This is a genomic window from Streptomyces cadmiisoli, from assembly GCF_003261055.1.
Classification (GTDB): domain Bacteria; phylum Actinomycetota; class Actinomycetes; order Streptomycetales; family Streptomycetaceae; genus Streptomyces; species Streptomyces cadmiisoli.
The window spans coordinates 4,847,988-4,867,587 of the sequence record NZ_CP030073.1; the positions used below are offsets into that span (position 1 = coordinate 4,847,988).

Below are 19,600 nucleotides of genomic sequence, written 5' to 3' on the forward strand. Positions count from 1 at the left end.
CGCCGCGGGACAGGTCAGCCCTGCCCCGCGGCGACGACTTCGGACGGCGCCGCACCCCGCGTGACGACCCGGCTGCGCGCCTGCCACGGCTGGTCCTGCACCTCGGTCAGCTGCCGCCCCAACCGCACCGCGAGCACACTGATCCCGAGGGAGAACAGCAGGAACGTCACGATGTACGGCCCGTGCAGCGCGGCCCCCATCGGCCCGCCCACGGCCGGCCCGACCGCCAGCGCAAGCTGCTTCACCAGGGCGAACGCAGAGTTGTACTGCCCGGCCATCCCACTCGGCGCGAGATCGGCGACCAGCGGAGCCACGGTCGGCGACAGCATCGCCTCCCCCAGCCCGAACAGCGCGTACGTCGAGATGAAGGCGGCCGTCGCCATCTCCTGGCTGCCGTGCCCCAGCCCCGCGTACCCGGCCGCGAGCCATGCCACGGCCCAGATCAGACCCACCGCCGCGATCACCCGCGACCGCCGCCGGCGCTCGACGAACCTCAGCACGGCGAACTGCGCGACGACGATCATCGCGGTGTTCGCGGCCAGCGCCGTCCCGAGTGCGGACGTGGAGATCCCGGCCGCCTCGACCCCGTACGCGCTCAGCCCCGACTCGAACTGGCCGTAGCAGGCGAAGAAGAGCACGAAGCCCAGCACGCACAGCTGCACCATCGCCCGGTTGCCGGCCAACTGCTTCCAGCCGCCCTTCGCCGAACGCGCCGGGGTGCCGCCGATCCGCGGCGAACGCGGCATCCGCACCGTCGCCAGCACCACGACGAGCAGCAGGAACATCGCCGCCTCGATCGCGAACAGCAGGGTGAAGGAGGAGGCGTCGGACGCGTCGACCAGGTGCCCGCCGATGAGCCCGCCCACGCCCAGTCCCAGGTTCTGCAGGAAGAACTGCATGGCGAACGCCCGGGAGCGCGTGTCCGCCGACGAGCAGTCCACGATCATCGTCGCCAGGGCGGGCTGCATCACGGCCTGACCCGTGCCCAGCGCCGCCGCCGAGATCAGCACGGCGGCCGCGCTGCCTGCGAGCCCCAGGCTGAGCGCTCCCAGAGCGGCGGTGACCAGAGCGGCGATCAGCACGGGCAGCGGACCGCGCCGGACGATGGCCCGTCCGGCGAACGGCAGCACGATCAGCGCCGCCACCGCGAAGACGGCGAGCACCAGACCCGCCGTCATGGCACCCAGCCCACGCACCTGCGCCACATAGACGTACAGGTAGGGGACTGTGAAGCCGAGCCCGAACGCGCTGAGTGCGTTGCCCACGTGGATCCGGCGCATCGCAGCGCCCATCGCCCTGGTCACGTTCACCTCTCTCATGTGCTTAAAGCCGGTAGTAGTTAGCCATGAAGACTTCGAAGCTAAATTTCAAACCTAAACAATACACATCGAAGGACTTCAACGCCAAGCCCGTGCGTGCCATACTGCGGCCATGGGTGACACCCCCGGCGCGACCGAGCCGACGCTCGACGAACAGATCGCGGCCTACCAGCGCGAGTTCCAGGACCTCGACCCCCAGGTCGAGAAGATCGTTTCGGCGCTCTCCCGCCTGAACCGCCGTATGAACGTCGCGTACGGCCGCCAGACCGCCGCCCTCGGCATCAGCAACGCCGAGTGGGAGGTCCTCAAGGCCCTCGTCCTGTCCGGCGTGCCCTACCGCCTGGGACCCGGCGACCTCGCCAAGCGCCTCGGGCTCACGCCCGCCGCCATGACCCACCGGATCGACCGCATGGTCGCCGAGGGCCTGGTCAACCGGGAGCGCGACGAGTCCAATCGGGTACGAGTGATCGTCGAGCTGACCCCCGAGGGCCGGGGGAAGTGGCTGGAGGCGATGCGCAGGGCGTCGGTCTTCGAGGAGGACCTGCTCCAGGACCTGTCACCCGGAGAGCGCAACGTCCTCGGCGAGATTCTGACGACGCTGCTGCGCAGGGTGGAGCACGCCCAGCCGGACGCCGGCGGCCGCCTCAGCGACCTGGACTGAAGGTCCGCGAAAAGATCTCGACAGGGCCCCTTGACAGCCCCCTGCCCGATCCGTAAAGTTCTTCGGGTTGCCACGGAGCCGTAACGGTTCTGCGTCAACACCTTTCGTCGCGTGAGCGACAACCCAAACCACAAGCACGATCTCCCAGCGGGACTGATTTCGGCGTGCCCGAATTCAATTCCATCGGGACTCGGCGGCCCGATTGGGAATCGCCGAGAGAGTCCGCTAAGGTTTGAGACGTCGGAACGGCCCAACGGCCGGGAAGACAAACCCCGCTGACTGGGGGTCAGGTCGAGAAAAGATCTGATAGAGTCGGAAACATCGAAGGGAAGCGCCCGGAGGAAAGCCCGAGAGGGTGAGTACGAAGGAAGCGTCCGTTCCTTGAGAACTCAACAGCGTGCCAAAAGTCAACGCCAGATATGTTGATACCCCGTCTCCAGCATTTGCTGGGGCGAGGTTCCTTTGAAATAACACAGCGAGGACGCTGTGAACGGTCGGATTATTCCTCCGATCGTTCCGCTCTCGTGGTGTTCGCCCCGATCACGGGGAAGCATTCACGGAGAGTTTGATCCTGGCTCAGGACGAACGCTGGCGGCGTGCTTAACACATGCAAGTCGAACGATGAAGCCCTTCGGGGTGGATTAGTGGCGAACGGGTGAGTAACACGTGGGTAATCTGCCCTGCACTCTGGGACAAGCCCTGGAAACGGGGTCTAATACCGGATATGAGCCTCTTCCGCATGGTTGAGGTTGTAAAGCTCCGGCGGTGCAGGATGAGCCCGCGGCCTATCAGCTTGTTGGTGAGGTAACGGCTCACCAAGGCGACGACGGGTAGCCGGCCTGAGAGGGCGACCGGCCACACTGGGACTGAGACACGGCCCAGACTCCTACGGGAGGCAGCAGTGGGGAATATTGCACAATGGGCGAAAGCCTGATGCAGCGACGCCGCGTGAGGGATGACGGCCTTCGGGTTGTAAACCTCTTTCAGCAGGGAAGAAGCGAAAGTGACGGTACCTGCAGAAGAAGCGCCGGCTAACTACGTGCCAGCAGCCGCGGTAATACGTAGGGCGCAAGCGTTGTCCGGAATTATTGGGCGTAAAGAGCTCGTAGGCGGCTTGTCACGTCGGTTGTGAAAGCCCGGGGCTTAACCCCGGGTCTGCAGTCGATACGGGCAGGCTAGAGTTCGGTAGGGGAGATCGGAATTCCTGGTGTAGCGGTGAAATGCGCAGATATCAGGAGGAACACCGGTGGCGAAGGCGGATCTCTGGGCCGATACTGACGCTGAGGAGCGAAAGCGTGGGGAGCGAACAGGATTAGATACCCTGGTAGTCCACGCCGTAAACGGTGGGCACTAGGTGTGGGCAACATTCCACGTTGTCCGTGCCGCAGCTAACGCATTAAGTGCCCCGCCTGGGGAGTACGGCCGCAAGGCTAAAACTCAAAGGAATTGACGGGGGCCCGCACAAGCGGCGGAGCATGTGGCTTAATTCGACGCAACGCGAAGAACCTTACCAAGGCTTGACATACACCGGAAACGTCTGGAGACAGGCGCCCCCTTGTGGTCGGTGTACAGGTGGTGCATGGCTGTCGTCAGCTCGTGTCGTGAGATGTTGGGTTAAGTCCCGCAACGAGCGCAACCCTTGTCCCGTGTTGCCAGCAGGCCCTTGTGGTGCTGGGGACTCACGGGAGACCGCCGGGGTCAACTCGGAGGAAGGTGGGGACGACGTCAAGTCATCATGCCCCTTATGTCTTGGGCTGCACACGTGCTACAATGGCCGGTACAATGAGCTGCGATACCGTGAGGTGGAGCGAATCTCAAAAAGCCGGTCTCAGTTCGGATTGGGGTCTGCAACTCGACCCCATGAAGTCGGAGTCGCTAGTAATCGCAGATCAGCATTGCTGCGGTGAATACGTTCCCGGGCCTTGTACACACCGCCCGTCACGTCACGAAAGTCGGTAACACCCGAAGCCGGTGGCCCAACCCTTGTGGAGGGAGCTGTCGAAGGTGGGACTGGCGATTGGGACGAAGTCGTAACAAGGTAGCCGTACCGGAAGGTGCGGCTGGATCACCTCCTTTCTAAGGAGCACTTCTTACCGGGCTTGCCCGGTCAGAGGCCAGGATGCGAGCGAACGTCTCGCACTGGTTGCTCATGGGTGGAACGTTGACTATTCGGCCAGATCTTGGGTCGGGGGCTGCTAGTACTGCTCGTCAGAGCGTGGAACGCATGATCTTCGGACGAGGGCTGGCCGGGCACGCTGTTGGGTGTCTGAGGGAATGAAGTTTCCTTCAGTCGCCGGCCCCAGTGAACTCCGGTTTGGTCCGGGGGTGATGGGTGGTTGGTCGTTGTTTGAGAACTGCACAGTGGACGCGAGCATCTGTGGCCAAGTTTTTAAGGGCGCACGGTGGATGCCTTGGCACCAGGAACCGATGAAGGACGTGGGAGGCCACGATAGTCCCCGGGGAGTCGTCAACCAGGCTTTGATCCGGGGGTTTCCGAATGGGGAAACCCGGCAGTCGTCATGGGCTGTCACCCGCTGCTGAACACATAGGCAGTGTGGAGGGAACGAGGGGAAGTGAAACATCTCAGTACCCTCAGGAAGAGAAAACAACCGTGATTCCGGGAGTAGTGGCGAGCGAAACTGGATGAGGCCAAACCGTGTACGTGTGAGACCCGGCAGGGGTTGCGTATACGGGGTTGTGGGATCTCTCTTTTGCGGTCTGCCGGCCGTGAGACGAGTCAGAAACCGTTGATGTAGACGAAGGACATGCGAAAGGTCCGGCGTAGAGGGTAAGACCCCCGTAGTCGAAATGTCAGCGGCTTGTTTGAGAGACACCCAAGTAGCACGGGGCCCGAGAAATCCCGTGTGAATCTGGCGGGACCACCCGCTAAGCCTAAATATTCCCTGGTGACCGATAGCGGATAGTACCGTGAGGGAATGGTGAAAAGTACCCCGGGAGGGGAGTGAAATAGTACCTGAAACCGTGTGCCTACAAGCCGTGGGAGCGTCGGAATGTGCTTGCACATTCTCGTGACTGCGTGCCTTTTGAAGAATGAGCCTGCGAGTTTGCGGTGTGTTGCGAGGTTAACCCGGGTGGGGTAGCCGTAGCGAAAGCGAGTCCGAACAGGGCGTTTTTAGTAGCACGCTCAAGACCCGAAGCGGAGTGATCTAGCCATGGGCAGGTTGAAGCGGAGGTAAGACTTCGTGGAGGACCGAACCCACCAGGGTTGAAAACCTGGGGGATGACCTGTGGTTAGGGGTGAAAGGCCAATCAAACTCCGTGATAGCTGGTTCTCCCCGAAATGCATTTAGGTGCAGCGTCGTGTGTTTCTTGCCGGAGGTAGAGCACTGGATAGGCGATGGGCCCTACCGGGTTACTGACCTTAGCCAAACTCCGAATGCCGGTAAGTGAGAGCGCGGCAGTGAGACTGTGGGGGATAAGCTCCATGGTCGAGAGGGAAACAGCCCAGAGCATCGACTAAGGCCCCTAAGCGTACGCTAAGTGGGAAAGGATGTGGAGTCGCACAGACAACCAGGAGGTTGGCTTAGAAGCAGCCACCCTTGAAAGAGTGCGTAATAGCTCACTGGTCTAGTGATTCCGCGCCGACAATGTAGCGGGGCTCAAGCGTACCGCCGAAGTCGTGTCATTGCAGCATGTAGGGCCAACGCCCGCTGTGATGGGTAGGGGAGCGTCGTCTGCCGGGTGAAGCAGCACCGGAAGGTAGTTGTGGACGGTTGACGAGTGAGAATGCAGGCATGAGTAGCGATACAAACGTGAGAAACGTTTGCGCCGATTGACTAAGGGTTCCTGGGTCAAGCTGATCTGCCCAGGGTAAGTCGGGACCTAAGGCGAGGCCGACAGGCGTAGTCGATGGATAACCGGTTGATATTCCGGTACCCGCTGTGAAGCGTCAAACATCGAGCATCGTGATGCTAAGGCCGTGAAGCCGCCCTGATCTCTTCGGAGTTGAGGGGAGTGGTGGAGCCGCCGGACCAAGCGGTTAGTAGGTGAGTGATGGGGTGACGCAGGAAGGTAGTCCATCCCGGGCGGTGGTTGTCCCGGGGTAAGGGTGTAGGCCGTGCGATAGGTAAATCCGTCGCGCATTGAGGCTGAGACCTGATGCCGAGCCGATTGTGGTGAAGTGGATGATCCTATGCTGTCGAGAAAAGCCTCTAGCGAGTTTCATGGCGGCCCGTACCCTAAACCGACTCAGGTGGTCAGGTAGAGAATACCGAGGCGTTCGGGTGAACTATGGTTAAGGAACTCGGCAAAATGCCCCCGTAACTTCGGGAGAAGGGGGGCCACGCCTGGTGAGAGCATTTACTGTTCGAGCTGGGGGTGGCCGCAGAGACCAGCGAGAAGCGACTGTTTACTAAAAACACAGGTCCGTGCGAAGCCGTAAGGCGATGTATACGGACTGACGCCTGCCCGGTGCTGGAACGTTAAGGGGACCGGTTAGCTCCATTTCGGTGGGGCGAAGCTGAGAACTTAAGCGCCAGTAAACGGCGGTGGTAACTATAACCATCCTAAGGTAGCGAAATTCCTTGTCGGGTAAGTTCCGACCTGCACGAATGGCGTAACGACTTCTCGACTGTCTCAACCATAGGCCCGGTGAAATTGCACTACGAGTAAAGATGCTCGTTTCGCGCAGCAGGACGGAAAGACCCCGGGACCTTTACTACAGTTTGATATTGGTGTTCGGTTCGGCTTGTGTAGGATAGCTGGGAGACTTTGAAGCTTGGACGCCAGTTCAGGTGGAGTCGTCGTTGAAATACCAGTCTGGTCGTGCTGGATGTCTAACCTGGGTCCGTGATCCGGATCAGGGACAGTGTCTGATGGGTAGTTTAACTGGGGCGGTTGCCTCCTAAAGAGTAACGGAGGCGCCCAAAGGTTCCCTCAGCCTGGTTGGTAATCAGGTGTTGAGTGTAAGTGCACAAGGGAGCTTGACTGTGAGACCGACGGGTCGAGCAGGGACGAAAGTCGGGACTAGTGATCCGGCGGTGGCTTGTGGAAGCGCCGTCGCTCAACGGATAAAAGGTACCCCGGGGATAACAGGCTGATCTTCCCCAAGAGTCCATATCGACGGGATGGTTTGGCACCTCGATGTCGGCTCGTCGCATCCTGGGGCTGGAGTCGGTCCCAAGGGTTGGGCTGTTCGCCCATTAAAGCGGTACGCGAGCTGGGTTTAGAACGTCGTGAGACAGTTCGGTCCCTATCCGCTGTGCGCGTAGGAGTCTTGAGAAGGGCTGTCCCTAGTACGAGAGGACCGGGACGGACGAACCTCTGGTGTGCCAGTTGTTCTGCCAAGGGCATGGCTGGTTGGCTACGTTCGGGAGGGATAACCGCTGAAAGCATCTAAGCGGGAAGCCTGCTTCGAGATGAGGGCTCCCACCCACTTGATGGGGTAAGGCTCCCAGTAGACGACTGGGTTGATAGGCCGGATATGGAAGCACGGTAACGTGTGGAGTTGACCGGTACTAATAGGCCGAGGGCTTGTCCTCAGTTGCTCGCGTCCACTGTGTTGGTTCTGAAACCACGAACAGCCCCGTATGGCCACATGCGGTTCGGTTGTCAGTTTCATAGTGTTTCGGTGGTTATAGCGTGAGGGAAACGCCCGGTTACATACCGAACCCGGAAGCTAAGCCTCACAGCGCCGATGGTACTGCAGGGGGGACCCTGTGGGAGAGTAGGACGCCGCCGAACAATTTTTGTGAAAGCCCCCGTGCCATTCGGCACGGGGGCTTTCTGCGTTTTAAGGAGATGAATGGTGCGCCGGCCGGCCTGTACGGTGGGCCGCATGAGCACCAGTGCCGATGAGCGGTACATCGTCCGGTCGATACGTGCCGACGAGTGGCCGGCGACAAAGGAGCTGCGGCTTACCGCACTGCGGGATCCGGTCGCGCACCTTGCCTATCTGGAGACGTACGAGGAGGCCGTGGCGCGGCCGGACTCCTTCTGGCAGGAGAGGGCCGCCTCGGCGGCCGGAGGGTCGGCCGCGGCGCGGCAGGTCATCGCCGAGGGTCCCGACGGACAACTGGTCGGCACGCTCACCGTGCTCGTCGAGGAGCCGGGGACGACGGACTGGGCCGGTTTCCCCGTCGAGCGGCGGCAAGGGCATGTGGTGGGTGTGTACATGCGGCCGGAGCACCGTGGCTGCGGGCTGACCGAGTTGCTTTTCGACGAGGCCCTGGAGTGGGCGTGGGCCCGCGGGCTGGAGCGGGTGCGGCTCATCGTGCACGAGGACAACGGGCGGGCCCTGGCCTTCTACCGGAAGGTGGGGTTCGAGCCGAGCGGGGTCACCGTGCCGCTCGACGGGCAATCGGGGTCGAGCGAGCGGGAGTTCGTGCTGGAGCGAGGCTGAACCTCACACCGGCAGCTCGTCGTGCGGCCAGCGGGAGCGGGCCTGCTCGCGGGAGCGCAGGAGGGCGAGGGTGGGCAGGCCGTGGTCGGCTCCCGTCGCCAGCAGGGACGGCAGTTGGGGGAGCGGGGCCACGGCCGCGACGTCGTCCAGGACGAAGGTCAGTGGTGGGTCGAGGCGACCGGAGGATGACCGTTCGGCCATGCGCCGGCCGCGCTCGACCACGCTGGAGACGAGGGCCGTCAGGAGCGGCATCGCACCCGGGTTCGTCCTGGGGTCCTCGATGGATTCACCAACCACATAAAGCGTGCCCCCTTCGTCGACGAAGGAATCCAAGGTGAGCGCATCAGTTCGGTTGGGGGTGCATGCCTCGCGGACGTTCACCGTGAACAGAGTGGCCAGGGCGCGGGCCGTCAACTCATGGGCCATGTCGCGGCGTTCGGGGTGGGCGGTGAGAGCCGCTTCGAGTTCGCCTGCGGCGCCCGGGGCCGCCTTGGGATGCGTGCGCAGCGTCCGTACCGCTTCCTGGATCTGGGTGCCCTGCGCCCAGCGGTGGACATGGCGGATGGTGCGGTTGTCGAGTGCGGCGGCGTGCAGGTAGCTGCGCAGCAGCGTCTCCGCGGTGTCGCTGACGGCCTGGTCGATCTTCGCGGTGGGCCGGACCGGGGCGAGCAGGGCGGTGGCTCTCGACACGGCCGTCTGCTTGTCCTCGCAGCCCGCCGACGGGGACCAGTGGAGGCGGGCCGGGGTGTCGCAGCGGTGGGTGGGGTCGTAGAGGAGGACCGGGCCCAGTTTCGCGCGGGCGTCCTTCGTGTCCTGCCAGAGGGCGGGGTTCGACGTGACGATGACTGCGGGGCCCTCCGCGTCGCGCAGCGCCTGGGCCGCCCTGGAGTGACGGGTCTCCGCCGTCATCACGAGGATCTTCTCCCAGCCGCCCACCTGTTCGCCGCCGAACACGGGCGGCGAGGCCTGGGGTGAGTGTGGTGGCGGTGCGAGCTCTGCGGCCGGGTTCGCGGCCCTTCTCGGGGTGGGGACCTCGTGCAGGCGGTCCGGGTCCGAGGGGTCCGGTGCCGGGTCGACCGGCGCCGCGTGGACCGGTGAGGGTGCCGTCGTGGGGGCGGTCGTGTGCGGTTCGCCCGCCGGTGCCGTGGCCTCGACGTGCTCGGCGTGACCGCGGTCCTTGCGCGCGACCCGGTTCCTCGCGCGCACCGCCTTCCAGCGCGCCAGTGTGCCCAGTACGAACACCGTGAGCACGATCAGCACCAGCAGTTGGCCGATGAGCAGACCCCAGAACAGCCCGTACCCGGAGAGCTGTGCGCCCGGGGTGGCGGGCCAGGCGCCCGTGATGTCGTGGGGCTGGGCGACGAGATGGCGCATGGCCAGCGGCGTACGGGCGAAGGTGACGGCCTCGGGCCAGGCGCCGCGGGAGAACCAGCCGGCCAGGCCCGTGGCCGACCAGACCAGCAGGGTCATCCCGAGGAGGAACGCGAGTACGCCGAGGAGCAGGCCGTCGGGGATGCCGCCCTGGCCGTCCCGCCGCTGGTCGTCCGGTCTCACGCAGCCTCCTACGCCACTGTCGACTCGGAGTCGCCGAGGTGCTGTTCCATGAAGGCCGCCGCGCGTTCCTCCGCTTCCAGCTCCGCGGCGAGCAGGGCGTCGTCGGCCAGGTCGCTGGAGGACTCGGTCATCGCGCGGTCGGTGAAGACCAAGGGGCGCTCGGTCTCCGTGACCAGGTGTTTGACCACCTGGACGTTGCCGTTGACGTCCCAGACGGCGATACCCGGGGTGAGGGTCGGGATGATCTCCACGGCCCAGCGGGGCAGGCCGAGGACCCTGCCGGTGGCCCGTGCCTCGTCGGCCTTCTGGGCGTAGATCGTCCGGGTCGAGGCCATCTTGAGGATGGCCGCGGCCTCCTTCGCGGCCGCTCCGTCCACGACGTCCGACAGGTGGTGCACGACCGCCACGAAGGACAGGCCGAGCCGGCGGCCGAACTTCAGCAGCCGCTGGAACAGCTGGGCCACGAAGGGGCTGTTGATGATGTGCCAGGCCTCCTCGACCAGGAAGATGCGTTTCTTCCGGTCGGGGCGGATCCAGGTGTGCTCCAGCCACACGCCGACGATCGCCATCAGGATCGGCATGGCGATGGAGTTGCGGTCGATGTGGGACAGGTCGAAGACGATCAGCGGGGCGTCCAGGTCGATGCCGACGGTGGTCGGGCCGTCGAACATGCCCCGCAGGTCACCGTCGACGAGCCGGTCCAGGACCAGGGCGACGTCCAGGCCCCACGCCCGGACGTCGTCTATGTCGACGTTCATCGCCTCGGCCGACTCGGGCTCCGGGTGCCGCAGCTGCTCGACGATGTCGGTCAGGACGGGCTGGCGCTCGACGATCGTCTCGTTGACGTACGCGTGCGCCACCTTCAGGGCGAAGCCGGACCGTTCGTCCAGCCCGTGGCCCAGCGCGACCTCGATGATGGTGCGCAGCAGCGCGAGCTGTCCCGTCGTGGTGATCGACGGGTCCAGGGGGTTGAGGCGGATTCCGTGGTCGAGGGCGGCCATCGGGTCCAGGCGGATGGGAGTTATCCCCAGCTCCTGGGCGATGAGGTTCCACTCGCCCACGCCGTCCTCGCCCTGCGCGTCGAGAACGACCACCTGCCGGTCGCGGAAGCGCAGCTGGCGCAGGACGTACGTCTTCTCCAGCGCCGACTTGCCGTTGCCGGACTCGCCGAGGACGAGCCAGTGCGGGGCGGGCAACTGCTGGCCGTAGAGCTGGAAGGGGTCGTAGATGTAGCCCTTCCCGGAGTAGACCTCGCGGCCGATGATGACGCCGGAGTCGCCGAGGCCGGGCGCGGCGGTCGGCAGGTAGACCGCCTGCGCCTGCCCGGTCGAGGTGCGCACGGGCAGGCGGGTGGTCTCGACCTTGCCGAAGAGGAAGGACGTGAAGGCTTCGGTGATGGCGGTGAGCGGGTCCCGCATCAGGGCATCAACCCCTACCTTCGGATTCCGGTGGCGAACGGGAGCGTGTTCACAAATGCCCGGTGGTGCTCGCGGTCGCACCACTCCAGCTTGAGATACGACTTTCCGGCCGAAGCTCTTATCGTCCGCTTGTCACGGGCCAGTGCCTCCGGGGAGCGGGAGGAGACGGTGATGTAGCCGACCAGGTTGACGCCGGCGGCGCCGCTGGCGAGGTCCTCGCCGCGCTGGTCGAGACGGTTGTGGGCGGCGACGTCGCGCGGGTCGACGGTGCGGTTCATCTTGGCGGCGCGGCTCGCCTCGGCCTCGTCGTTGGTCTTCTCGGTGAGCATGCGCTCGATGGCCACCTCGGTGGGTTCGAGGTCCATCGTGACGGCGACGGTGCGGATGACGTCCGGGGTGTGCACCAGCAGGGGCGCCAGGAAGTTGACGCCCACCGGGGTCATCGGCCACTCCTTGACCCAGGCGGTGGCGTGGCACCAGGGCGCGCGGGTGAACGACTCCCGGGTCTTGGCCTGGAGGAACGTGGGCTCCATGGCGTCCAGCTCGGCCGGCCAGGCGTTGCGCTTGGTCATCGCCTGGATGTGGTCGATCGGGTGGTCCGGGTCGTACATGGAGTGGATGAGGGAGGCGAGGCGGCCCTGGCCGAGCGGCTGCCGGACGCGGATGTCGGCCTCCTGGAGGCGCGAGCAGATGTCGGTCAGCTCACGCGCCATGACGACCGCGAGACCGGCGTCCCGGTCGGCCCTGCCGCCGTTCGGGCGGGCGGCGCGGGCCATGGCGTGCGCCTCGGCGGCGAGTTCGCGGTTGAAGTGCATACAGGCGACGAGGTACGCGCGGTGCTGCTCGCTGCTCGTCGACACCATCGACTGGAGCTGCTCGTACGACTGCTGGAGCCAGCCCGGGGACCGTTCGTCGCCGCGGACGGCGACGTCCTTGGCGTGGGCGTCGGGGTCGGCGGGCAGGGTGCGGGCCAGCATCTGGAGCCGGGTGACGAAGCCGTCGCCGTTCGCGACATGCTTCAGCAGCGTGCCGAAGCGGTCGACCAGGGCTTCCTGGTCCTCGGAGTCCCGCAGGCCGACGCCGGGGCCCTCGATCTCGATGGCGGCGGTGACGGTCTTGCGGTCCGCGTGCAGCAGTACGGCGATCTCGTCGGGGCCGAAGGGGGCGGACAGCCAGGTGATGCGGCCGATGCCGGGCGGCGCGCCGATCTCCACCTCCCGGCCGTCCATCCGGGTGCCCGCCTCGATGGCCTCCGAGCGGTAGGTGGTGCCGGAGCGGAGGGTGCGCTTGTAGCTGCGGTTGATCTCGAACCAGCGGTAGAACGTGCGGTGTTTGTACGGCACGTAGACCGCGGCCAGCGCGATGAGCGGGAAGCCCATCAGCAGCACGATGCGCAGGGACAGCACGGGCACCAGGAGACCGCACATCATGCCGAGGAACGCGCCCGCGATGATCAGCGCGATCTCGCCGGTCTCGCGGTTGCGGCCGACGATCGCGTTGGGCCGGGCGCGGCCGATCAGATACGTACGGCGGGGCGTGACCGGATGGGACAGATGGGACTGGGTCGTCAACGCCCTTCACCTCCCGTGCGGTTGGTACTGCTGTTGCGGGCATTGCCGGCGTGCGGGGTGTTCAGCGGGCTCGCGGACCGTGGGGCGGGTGCGGCGGAGGGGACAGATCCGCCGCCACCGCCGGGGGTGCGCGAGCCGTGCGCGGCGACGCCGCCGGAGGTCTGGTTGGCGGGGCGGGGCGCGCTCGAGGAGGCCTGGTTGTTGTCGGCGCGGGTGCTGTGGGTCTTGATGCCCTGGGCGACGAGGGTCGCGGGGGAGCTGATGACCGCGGCGGCCTTGCCTTCGGCGCCCTGCATGATGCGGTTGTTGCGGGAGCCGGCGATCTCGTCGCCGAAGCCGGGGACGAAGCGGTAGATCATCGCCGACGCGAAGATGGCGAGCAGGATGATCGCGAGGCCGGAGACGACCGCGGAGAAGGCGTCCGGGCCGTCGTCGGCGGACAGCGCGCCGGCCAGGCCGAGGACGATCACGATGACCGGCTTGACCAGGATGACCGCGATCATGATGCCGGCCCAGCGGCGGACGTGGCCCCACAGGTTCTTGTCGACGAGGCCGGCGTAGACGACGGTGCCGAGGAGGGCGCCGACGTACAGCAGGGCCGCCCTGATGACCAGCTCCAGCCAGAGCACGCCGGCGGCGAGGATCGACACGAGGGAGACCACGATCAGCATGATCGGGCCGCCGCCGATGTCCTCGCCCTTTTCGAGCGCGCCGGAGAAGTTGCCGAAGAAGGCGTCCGTCTGGTCGCCGGTGGCCTTGGCGAGGACCTCGGAGACGCCGTCCGTCGCGGAGACGACGGTGTAGAGGATCAGCGGGGTGAACGCGGAGGCCAGGACGGTGAGCCAGAGGAAGCCGATCGCCTCGCCGATGGCGGTGGACAGGGGTACGCCGCGGACGGCCCGCTTGGCCACGGCCAGCAGCCACAGAAGGAGCGTGAGGATCGTGGACGCGGCGAAGACCACGGCGTACTGCTGGAGGAACCGCTCGTTCGTGAAGTCGACGTTCGCGGTGTCCTTCACGGCTTCGCTGAGCTTGTCCACCGTCCAGGCGGCGGCGTCCGCGCAGCCCTGGGCGAGGGAGGAGAGGGGGTCGAGGGTGGTGGAGGGGTCGGGGGTGGAGCCGCTGCGGTTGCTGCCGGGGGCGGGGTTGCCGCGTTCGCAGTAGTCCTTGGCGGGGCCGACGATGAGGTCGCAGTCGCCGTCCGACGGGGACGGTGACGGAGTGGGTGCCGCCGCGGCACGGGTGGCAAGCAGTACGACTGCGGTCTGTACGGCGGTGACGGCGGCGGCGAGTCTCAGCGCGCGGCGCGGCTTACCGGGCATAGGTGAACCCTCCGTACTCCTCGACGGCCTTGCTCATTTCGTCGGCGCCGGACGCCTGGTTGTCGCCCGGAACCGGGGCGGGGCCGTCCTTCTGGGCGAAGCTGTCGATCTTCCAGTCGCCCTCGGCCCAGCGCAGTTGGAGCGTCAGGGTGAACCAGTCGCTGGTGACCGGACTGGTCGACTTGTCACCCGCTGTGCCGTACAACCCGGTGCACCAGACCTCGACGGCCGCGGCGCTGTCCGAGAAGTCGGTGACCTTGGTGCCCATCGGCGTCGTGCGCGAGACGTAGGTGCTGCCCGCTCTCGGGTTGCCGTTGGCGTCCAGCCCGATGTCGGCGAGGAAGCGCTTGGAGTAGCTCTGGTCGAACCTGGTCTTCAGCTCGGCCTGTTTGTCGGCGACGAAGATCTGTTGGACGATCCCGGTGCGCCGGGCCGGTTTGAGGATCTCGGCGGAGACCAGCGCCACCGCATAGTTGGCCGCCGCCGACTGTGCCCCCTGTTCCGACTGGGCGAAGCCCGAGGGGATCCCGTTCGCGCCCGCCCCCACCGGGCGTTCCCCGCTCGCCGCCGTCGTGGCCGGGTCCGGGCCCGAGGCGGCCGGGTCGGTGGACGCGGAGTCGTCTCCGCCGCGGTTGGCGAAGGCGATCGCGGCGATCAGCAGGACCACCACGCCGACCACCGTGACCAGGCTCCGGGAGGACGAACGGCCGCGCCGCGCGCCCCCGTAGGGGTCGGTGTCGGGCAGCCGGGTGCGGGTGCGTCCCGTACCGCGGTAACCGCCGGAGGCCTCGTGCTCGTCACCGGGACTCATGCCGCGTACGCCCCCTCGACGTGATGGCGGAAAGCGTCGTACCGAATGAATGTGTCGATGTACGACGGTAGCCGTGCTGGTTCCCGCGCGGGCGCGGTGTGGTGACTCGACATCAGGGAAACGCAACCTCAGCCGGTGGGCACGACGGGCGGGTGGGGTGGAGGGGGACGACCGGGCGCGCCCGGGGGGACGGGAACGGGGGCCTACACGGCCATGCCGTACACGATGGTGAACAGCGTGCCGAGGGAGCCGATGATGAAGACGCCCGTGAGGCCGGCGATGATGAGGCCCTTGCCCTGTTCCGCGCTGAAGGTGTCCCGCAGGGCCGTCGCACCGATGCGCTGTTTGGCGGCGCCCCAGATGGCGATGCCGAGGCAGAGCAGGATGGCGACCGCCATCACGACCTCGATCATCACCTTGGCCTCGTTGCCCAGGCTGCCGAAGGGGCCCCAGTCCGGAGCGATCCCGCCGATGATGGTGTTGATGTCTCCCTCGTCGGCCGCAAAGAGCATGTAAGTCACCGCCCCTGTTGGGTAGTTCCGCAGTCCCCTGCGGTGCGCAGAGGTCAGGCCTCATTCTCGCCGACGATGGCGCTGTCGTATGTCGACTTGGCGTCATCGAGTGGCGGGTTTCGTACGAACAGCTCGAATCGTCACTCTGTGTATCACGGCAGGTTACACCGGGCAACGAAGTGGGAGCGAAACCCGGCATGTGGTTCCGTCGTTGAGCTCTCTTACGGCCTTCCCCCGTCCGGGGGCCGTTTTTGACGGTCGGTCGGATGAGCGCTCGTGCCGGTGTTCCCGGGGTGAAGGCTATCGCCACCGGTGAACTCGGCCTCAGCGCGGGCGGAGTCCGTGCAGCAGGTGGTGGACCAGTTCGCCGACGGCGTCGAGCGCGGCCTGCGGCGCGAGTGTGCCGTTGGCGGCGAAGGTGGCGACGCCGTGCAGGCTGGCGGCCGCGAGCAGGGTGATGTGCTCGGGGTCGCCTCCGACGATCTCGCCGTGCCGCTGCCCGTCCGCGATGAGCCGGACGAAGGGCGCGATGTTCCGCTCCACGGCGGCGGCGAGCTGGTCGGAGATGTCCGGGTCGTGCTTGCGCGCGTACATCAGTTCCAGCAGGGCGGCGTTGTCGATGGTGAAGCCGAGATAGGCGCGCGCGACGCGGGTCAGCCGCTCCTGGAAGGGGAGTTCCGGGTCGTCGGCGCCGTTCACGGTCTGCGCCATGCGTTCGAAGCCGGTGAGCGCGAGGGCGTCGAGCAGGGCCTGCTTGTCCTTGAAGTGCCGGCCCGGTGCCGCGTGGCTGACGCCGGTCTCGCGGGCGAGTTCGCGCAGCGACAGGGCGGCGGCGCCTTTGTCCCGCAGGGTGCGCTCGGCGCCGGTCAGCAGGGCGGCGCGGAGGTCTCCGTGGTGGTAGGGGCGGGTCTCGGGCATGCGCACCATCTTAACGCGATGTTGACGACGGCAGCTTTGTTGGCGCTGCCATCTTTGTTGTCATTGACATCATTGTTGGCGATGGCTACATTCGAGGGCATGGCTATCAGGAGCAAGCCGGCCCGGCCGGCGAAATGGAACACGAGCCGTCTTCCGGACCTCACCGGCCGGACGGCGGTCGTCACCGGCGCCAACAGCGGCATCGGCCTCGCCGCCGCGGACGCGCTGGCCGGTGCCGGAGCGCATGTCGTCCTCGCCGTGCGGGACCCGGAGCGCGGCCGGGCGGCGGCCGCGACGATGCGCGGCAGCACCGAGGTCCGCCGCCTCGACCTGGCCGACCTGGCCTCGGTCCGCGCGTTCGCGGACGGCTGGGCGGCACGGCCGCTGGACCTGCTGATCAACAACGCGGGTGTGATGATGCTCCCGGAGCTGCGGACGAAGGACGGCTTCGAGATGCAGTTCGGCACCAACCACATGGGCCACTTCGCCCTGACGAACCTGCTGCTGCCGTACGTCACCGACCGCGTGGTGACCGTGTCCTCGGGCGCCCACCGGCTCGGCGACGGCGCGATCCGGTTCGACGACCCGAATCTGACGACGGATTACACGCCGACGCGCGCCTACGCCCAGTCCAAGCTGGCCAATCTGCTGTTCACCCTGGAGCTCCAGCGGCTTCTCGCGCGGTCCGGCTCCTCGGTCCGGGCGCTGGCCGCCCACCCCGGTTACGCGGCGACCAACCTGCAGAGCCATGCCGCCAGTCGTGTCGGCCGGCTGGCCATGAGCCTCGGCAACCGCCTGATCGCCCAGGACGACCGGGCCGGCGCCCTGCCGACGCTGTACGCGGCGGTCCAGGACCTGCCGGGTGCCGGTTACGTCGGGCCGGACGGCCTGGGCGAGATGCGCGGCGCGCCGACCCTGGTGAGCCGCTCGGCCGCGGCGAGCGATCCGGTCGCGGCCCGCCGGTTGTGGGCCCTGTCCCAGGAACTGACGGGCGTTCGCTTCCCGCTGGGGGCGGCGAGCGGAGCGGCCTGAGACGGGCGGCGGCGCCGTGCGCGGCGTCGCCTTCACGTCAATCGGCGCTTGATCACCCCTTCTTCCGGGCCCCGCCTCTACACTGACGTGGGCGGATTCCCGGGCGGTGAGGGGCGGTTGACGGTGCGTAAGGCGTGGATCGTGGCGCTCGCCGCCGTGGGCGCCTCCGTCGCGTTCGTCATGCTGCTCGTCGTCGGCGTGTACGTCGTCGCCGGGAACCTCGTGAACGGGGCGGCCGGGTCCGGCAAGAATCTGGCCAAGGGCTCGGTGCCCGCGGCGTACCAGCCCCTCGTGGAGAAGTGGGGCAGGATGTGCGCCGCCATCAACCCGGCGCTGCTCGCCGCGCAGCTCTATCAGGAGAGCGGGTTCAACCCGCGCGCCCAGTCCCCGGCGCAGGCGCAGGGGATAGCGCAATTCATCCCGGGCACGTGGGCCGCGCACGGCATCGACGGCGACGGGGACGGCGACCGGGACGTCTGGGACCCGAATGACGCGATTCCATCGGCCGCGTCGTACGACTGCACGCTCGCGAAGTACGTCGAGGACGTGCCGGGAGACCCGACGAAGAACATGCTCGCCGCCTACAACGCGGGGGCCTACGCGGTCATCAAGTACAAGGGCGTACCGCCGTACAAGGAGACCCAGAACTACGTCAGGATCATCACGACCCTCCAGGAGAGCTTCGCCGCGCCCGTCGGCCGGGTCGATCCCTCCGAGCAGGCGGCCGGGGCGATCCACTACGCGCAGAAGAAGCTCGGCACGCTCTATCTGTGGGGCGGCAACGGTACGCCTGAGCAGGGCGGACGCTTCGACTGCTCGGGACTGACCAAGGCGGCGTACGAGAGCGTGGGGATCAAGCTGCCGCGGGTCGCCAACGACCAGTACAACGCGGGGCCGCACCCCTCGCGCGAGGAGTTGCTGCCGGGGGACCTGGTGTTCTTCTCGGACGACCTGACGAACTCCCGGGCCATCCGGCACGTGGGGATCTACGTCGGCGGCGGGTACATGATCGACGCGCCCCGGCCGGGTGCCGTGATCCGGTTCGACCCGGTCGACACCCCGGACTACTTCGGTGCCACCCGGGTCACCGAAGATGGCGCGAAAGCGCTCCCGTCAGCGGTGTGAAACAAGGTCCCAAATCGTGCGAACCGAGCGTGAATCCCAGCCCTGAGCTGCGGAGATGTGTCTCTCTTCGATAACGTCTGCGTGATCATTCAGTGGAGTGTGGAACGTAGAGACGGGGACCGTGCGTTCCTGTTGACGTAGCCGAGCGGACGTCGATCGAGCGCGGTCAGCGCATCGCGTGTCACCGAAGACGGATCAACAACGCGGATCTACACACACGGGGGCTGCCACAGCGGTGCACACGGGTGCGCCGGCACGACGACGAAGGGGCCGCTGCACCATGGCTGGACTCGCGCAATCCGGGTCGAACCCTGACGTCGAGCTGCTCTACGACATCAACGGGATGGCCAAGGACGCGCCGCACTGGTTCGACCGTGTCATGCAGTTCGTCGGGGAGTGGGGACTGCTGGCGGCCATGGTGCTGCTGATCCTCGGCTGCTGGTGGTCGGTGCGGCGCCGGGGCGGCGCCGACGCGGCGGGATCCGTCGCCGCGCTGGTGTGGGCGCCGCTGGCGGCGGCCGTCGCGGTCCTGGTGAACGTGCCGATACGGGGGTTCGTGGAGCGGCCCCGGCCCTTCCTCGATCATCAGGGCCTGGAGGTCCTGATCTCCGGCAAGACCGACTTCTCGTTCGTCAGCGACCACGCGACGATCACCATGGCGATGGGTGTCGGACTCTTCGTCGCCAACCGGAAGTTCGGCATCGCCGGCCTCGTGATCGGCCTGCTCGAAGGTTTCTGCCGGGTCTACATGGGAGTGCACTACCCGACGGACGTGATCGGCGGCTTCGCGCTCGGCACGGCGGTCGCGCTGCTGCTCTCGCCGCTGGCCATGGCACTGCTCACCCCGCTGATGAAGGCGATCGAGCAGTCGCCGCGCGCCGGGTGGCTGATCAGTCGCCGCTCGTCGGCGGCGGGCCGGCGGGCCGTGGTGCCCGGCGCCCGCACGGACGCGGCCGACTCCGAGCAGCGGGACCTGGCGGCCTGAGGCGGTCGCCG

The 19,600-nt window shown here is 66.6% G+C and carries 13 protein-coding genes and 3 rRNA genes; 8 read left to right on the plus strand and 8 right to left on the minus strand.

The genetic code is table 11. The annotated features are described in order from the left end of the window. Nucleotides 1-14: 14 nt before the first annotated feature. Complete coding sequence (locus DN051_RS20980) at nt 15-1,292, minus strand: MFS transporter (RefSeq protein WP_199314995.1); 1,278 nt, start codon at nt 1,290-1,292, stop codon at nt 15-17. Between the two features lie 139 nt (nt 1,293-1,431). On the opposite strand from DN051_RS20980, the gene DN051_RS20985 reads away from it, so the two are divergent. The 5 genes from DN051_RS20985 to DN051_RS21010 all read left to right on the plus strand — a co-directional run bounded on the left by DN051_RS20985 (nt 1,432) and on the right by DN051_RS21010 (nt 8,341). Beyond that, nucleotides 1,432-1,980, plus strand: coding sequence for a MarR family winged helix-turn-helix transcriptional regulator (locus DN051_RS20985; RefSeq protein ID WP_112439288.1), 549 nt, complete (start codon nt 1,432-1,434; stop codon nt 1,978-1,980). A 553-nt stretch (nt 1,981-2,533) separates the two neighbouring features. Next, nucleotides 2,534-4,056: ribosomal RNA gene (locus DN051_RS20995) — 16S ribosomal RNA — on the plus strand. A gap of 303 nt (nt 4,057-4,359) precedes the next feature. Further along, nucleotides 4,360-7,481 (plus strand): 23S ribosomal RNA (locus DN051_RS21000). Between the two features lie 85 nt (nt 7,482-7,566). Continuing rightward, nucleotides 7,567-7,683, plus strand: a 5S ribosomal RNA gene (gene rrf / locus DN051_RS21005). Together the 16S, 23S and 5S rRNA genes form the textbook arrangement of a ribosomal RNA operon. Nucleotides 7,684-7,777: 94 nt before the next feature. Continuing rightward, nucleotides 7,778-8,341: a GNAT family N-acetyltransferase gene (locus DN051_RS21010; protein WP_053759646.1), complete on the plus strand. Its 564-nt coding sequence runs from the start codon at nt 7,778-7,780 to the stop codon at nt 8,339-8,341. A 3-nt stretch (nt 8,342-8,344) separates the two neighbouring features. Here DN051_RS21010 and DN051_RS21015 read toward each other — a convergent pair whose 3' ends face one another. The 7 genes from DN051_RS21015 to DN051_RS21045 form a co-directional block, all read right to left on the minus strand. After that, nucleotides 8,345-9,895, minus strand: coding sequence for a type VI secretion protein (locus DN051_RS21015; RefSeq protein WP_112439290.1), 1,551 nt, complete (start codon nt 9,893-9,895; stop codon nt 8,345-8,347). 8 nt (nt 9,896-9,903) lie between these two features. Further along, nucleotides 9,904-11,313, minus strand: coding sequence for an ATP-binding protein (locus tag DN051_RS21020; protein ID WP_053759648.1), 1,410 nt, complete (start codon nt 11,311-11,313; stop codon nt 9,904-9,906). A 14-nt stretch (nt 11,314-11,327) separates the two neighbouring features. Beyond that, nucleotides 11,328-12,884, minus strand: coding sequence for an SCO6880 family protein (locus DN051_RS21025; protein ID WP_053759649.1), 1,557 nt, complete (start codon nt 12,882-12,884; stop codon nt 11,328-11,330). Next, nucleotides 12,881-14,206, minus strand: coding sequence for a hypothetical protein (locus DN051_RS21030; RefSeq protein WP_053759650.1), 1,326 nt, complete (start codon nt 14,204-14,206; stop codon nt 12,881-12,883). The genes DN051_RS21025 and DN051_RS21030 overlap by 4 nt, the downstream gene beginning before the upstream one ends. Then, nucleotides 14,196-15,017: a DUF8175 domain-containg protein gene (locus DN051_RS21035; RefSeq protein ID WP_053759651.1), complete on the minus strand. Its 822-nt coding sequence runs from the start codon at nt 15,015-15,017 to the stop codon at nt 14,196-14,198. The genes DN051_RS21030 and DN051_RS21035 overlap by 11 nt, the downstream gene beginning before the upstream one ends. Before the next feature lie 203 nt (nt 15,018-15,220). Next, nucleotides 15,221-15,529 (minus strand): hypothetical protein, encoded by a 309-nt coding sequence (locus DN051_RS21040; protein ID WP_019526682.1) that lies wholly within the window; start codon nt 15,527-15,529, stop codon nt 15,221-15,223. 324 nt (nt 15,530-15,853) lie between these two features. Continuing rightward, nucleotides 15,854-16,456, minus strand: coding sequence for a TetR/AcrR family transcriptional regulator (locus DN051_RS21045; protein WP_053759652.1), 603 nt, complete (start codon nt 16,454-16,456; stop codon nt 15,854-15,856). 90 nt (nt 16,457-16,546) lie between these two features. Between DN051_RS21045 and DN051_RS21050 the strand changes: the two genes are divergently transcribed. The 3 genes from DN051_RS21050 to DN051_RS21060 all read left to right on the plus strand — a co-directional run bounded on the left by DN051_RS21050 (nt 16,547) and on the right by DN051_RS21060 (nt 19,589). After that, nucleotides 16,547-17,479, plus strand: coding sequence for an oxidoreductase (locus tag DN051_RS21050; RefSeq protein WP_112439291.1), 933 nt, complete (start codon nt 16,547-16,549; stop codon nt 17,477-17,479). Between the two features lie 123 nt (nt 17,480-17,602). Continuing rightward, on the plus strand, nt 17,603-18,604 hold the full coding sequence (locus tag DN051_RS21055) for a C40 family peptidase (RefSeq protein WP_053759740.1): 1,002 nt from the start codon (nt 17,603-17,605) through the stop codon (nt 18,602-18,604). A 280-nt stretch (nt 18,605-18,884) separates the two neighbouring features. Beyond that, a complete protein-coding gene (locus DN051_RS21060) occupies nt 18,885-19,589 on the plus strand; it encodes a phosphatase PAP2 family protein (RefSeq protein WP_112439292.1) in 705 nt (234 codons plus the stop codon). The last annotated feature ends 11 nt before the right edge of the window (nt 19,590-19,600 follow it).

Coding starts and splice junctions, on each gene's coding strand:
- DN051_RS21020 (WP_053759648.1), bottom strand. CDS start 11,313: ATGCGGGACCCGCTCACCGCCATCACCGAAGCCTTCACGTCCTTCCTC.
- DN051_RS20980 (WP_199314995.1), bottom strand. CDS start 1,292: ATGGGCGCTGCGATGCGCCGGATCCACGTGGGCAACGCACTCAGCGCG.
- DN051_RS21010 (WP_053759646.1), top strand. CDS start 7,778: ATGAGCACCAGTGCCGATGAGCGGTACATCGTCCGGTCGATACGTGCC.
- DN051_RS21060 (WP_112439292.1), top strand. CDS start 18,885: ATGGCTGGACTCGCGCAATCCGGGTCGAACCCTGACGTCGAGCTGCTC.
- DN051_RS21035 (WP_053759651.1), bottom strand. CDS start 15,017: ATGAGTCCCGGTGACGAGCACGAGGCCTCCGGCGGTTACCGCGGTACG.
- DN051_RS21030 (WP_053759650.1), bottom strand. CDS start 14,206: ATGCCCGGTAAGCCGCGCCGCGCGCTGAGACTCGCCGCCGCCGTCACC.
- DN051_RS21050 (WP_112439291.1), top strand. CDS start 16,547: ATGGCTATCAGGAGCAAGCCGGCCCGGCCGGCGAAATGGAACACGAGC.
- DN051_RS21040 (WP_019526682.1), bottom strand. CDS start 15,529: ATGCTCTTTGCGGCCGACGAGGGAGACATCAACACCATCATCGGCGGG.
- DN051_RS20985 (WP_112439288.1), top strand. CDS start 1,432: ATGGGTGACACCCCCGGCGCGACCGAGCCGACGCTCGACGAACAGATC.
- DN051_RS21045 (WP_053759652.1), bottom strand. CDS start 16,456: ATGGTGCGCATGCCCGAGACCCGCCCCTACCACCACGGAGACCTCCGC.